At 71.8% G+C, this 2,205-nt stretch carries 2 protein-coding genes; both read left to right on the top strand.

The features are described from left to right. Positions 1 to 53 precede the first annotated feature (53 nt). Positions 54 to 1,196: an ABC transporter ATP-binding protein gene (locus FOE67_RS23395; RefSeq protein ID WP_182666824.1), complete on the top strand. Its 1,143-nt coding sequence runs from the start codon at positions 54 to 56 to the stop codon at positions 1,194 to 1,196. Beyond that, positions 1,193 to 2,158 carry an ABC transporter permease gene (locus tag FOE67_RS23390; protein WP_182666823.1) on the top strand — a complete coding sequence of 322 codons (966 nt, stop codon included), beginning with the start codon at positions 1,193 to 1,195 and terminating at the stop codon, positions 2,156 to 2,158. Before FOE67_RS23395 ends, FOE67_RS23390 begins: the two co-directional genes overlap by 4 nt. Positions 2,159 to 2,205: the final 47 nt, after the last annotated feature.

Raw genomic sequence — 2,205 nt, 5'->3', positions numbered from 1 at the left:
CTTCCGCCCCGCCCGTCCGGCCGTCGGCCCCGCCAGACAGCGAGAGAAACCCCATGACACTCCGGCTCTCCGGCCTCCACAAGACCTTCGGTGACTTCACCGCCGTCCACCCCCTGGACCTCACCATCCCCGAGGGGTCCTTCTTCGCCCTGCTGGGGGCCTCCGGGTGCGGGAAGACCACCACGCTGCGCATGATCGCGGGGCTGGAGGAGCCCACCGGCGGCGCCGTCCTGCTCGGGGACCGGGACATCACGGCCCTGCCGCCCCACCGCCGGCCGGTCAACACCGTCTTCCAGAGCTACGCGCTCTTCCCCCACCTGGACGTCTTCGAGAACGTCGCCTTCGGCCTGCGCCGGCGCGGGGAGCGCGATCCGCGCAAACGGGTCGAGGAGATGCTGGAGCTGGTGCAGCTCGGCCCGCTGGCCCGCCGCCGGCCCCGCCAACTGTCGGGCGGCCAACAGCAGCGGGTCGCGCTGGCCCGCGCCCTGATCAACCACCCGCGGGTGCTGCTGCTCGACGAGCCGCTGGGCGCCCTGGACCTGAAGCTGCGCCGACAGATGCAACTGGAGCTCAAGCGCATCCAGACCGAGGTCGGCATCACCTTCGTGCACGTCACCCACGACCAGGAGGAAGCCATGTCCATGGCCGACACCGTGGCGGTGATGTACGGCGGTCGGGTGGAGCAGCTCGGCACCCCCGCCGACCTGTACGAGCACCCCCGCAGCACCTTCGTCGCCAACTTCCTGGGCACCTCCAACCTGATCCGCGCCGAGGTCACCGGTACCTCCCCGGACGGCGGGCGGGACGGCGACCTGATCGAGCTGTCCACCGCGGGCGGGCCCCTGCGGCTGCCCTCCGGCCGGTGCGCGGGCGAGCCGCGCACCGGGGGTCGGCTGTTGGCAGGGGTGCGTCCGGAGAAGATCTCCCTGGTCCCCGCCGAGGACGGCCACACGGTGCCGTCCGACCGCAACCGCCTGACCGGTCGCATCGCCCTCGCCGGCTACCTGGGCGTCTCCCACCAGTACGTCGTGGAGAGCCCCGCCGCCCCCGGCCTGTCGGTCTACCGCCAGAACACCGAGCACGACCCCCGGCTGACCCCCGGCGCCGAGGTGGTCCTGCACTGGAACCCCGCCCACACCTTCGGGCTCGACGCCGACCAGGACATCGAGGCCGGCACCGGGGAGGCCGCCGTATGACCCCGCCCGCACTCCTGCACCCCGGCGGCCCCGGCGGCACCCCGCCGCCCGCCGTCCCGCCGGACCCCGACGGCGCGCCACCCCCCGCGGCCCGCTCCCGCCGTGGCCGGTACACCGCCTACTGGCTGCTGCTGCCCGCGGCACTGTGGCTGGCGCTCTTCTTCGTGGCGCCGCTGTTCTACCAGGCGTCGACCTCGCTGCAGACCGGCTCCCTGGAACGCGGCTACACCCTCACCTGGCACTTCGCCAACTACTCCGACGCGCTGACCGCCTACGGCGGGCACTTCCTGCGCTCCTTCGGCTACGCGGCCGTGGCGACCGTGCTGTGTCTGGTGATCGGCTACCCGATCGCGTACCTGATCGCCTTCCGCGCCGGCCGGTGGCGGGGACTGCTGCTGGTCCTGGTCATCGCCCCGTTCTTCACCAGCTTCCTGATCCGCACCCTCGCCTGGAAGACGATCCTGTCCGACAGCGGCCCGGTGGTCTCCCTTCTCGGCTCGCTGGGCGTCCTGGACGTCACCTCCTGGCTCGGGCTGACCTCCGGGGACCGGGTGCTGGCCACCCCGCTGGCCGTCATCTGCGGCCTGACCTACAACTTCCTGCCCTTCATGATCCTGCCGCTGTACGCCTCGCTGGAACGGATCGACCCGGCGCTGCGCGAGGCCTCCCGGGACCTGTACGCGGGGGCCGCGACCACCTTCCGGAAGGTGGTCTTCCCGCTCTCGCTGCCCGGTGTGGTCGCCGGGACGCTGCTCACCTTCATCCCCGCCTCCGGCGACTACATCAACGCCCAACTCCTGGGGTCGCCGAACGAGCAGATGGTCGGCAACGCCATCCAGAAACAGTTCCTCAACGTCCTGGACTACCCGACGGCCGCCGCCATGTCCTTCATCCTCATGGCCCTGATCCTGATCATCGTCAGCGTGTACATGCGCCGCACCGGAACCGAGGAGCTGGTCTGATGGGCACCGCCCCCGCCCCGGCCGCGTCGGCCGGATCCACCGAACCC

This window comes from Streptomyces calidiresistens (assembly GCF_014141525.1).
Taxonomy (GTDB): domain Bacteria; phylum Actinomycetota; class Actinomycetes; order Streptomycetales; family Streptomycetaceae; genus Streptomyces; species Streptomyces calidiresistens.
The sequence above is the reverse complement of the archived record's forward strand: the minus strand, read 5'-3'. Positions and strand labels throughout refer to the sequence as shown.

Coding starts and splice junctions, on each gene's coding strand:
- FOE67_RS23395 (WP_182666824.1), top strand. CDS start 54: ATGACACTCCGGCTCTCCGGCCTCCACAAGACCTTCGGTGACTTCACC.
- FOE67_RS23390 (WP_182666823.1), top strand. CDS start 1,193: ATGACCCCGCCCGCACTCCTGCACCCCGGCGGCCCCGGCGGCACCCCG.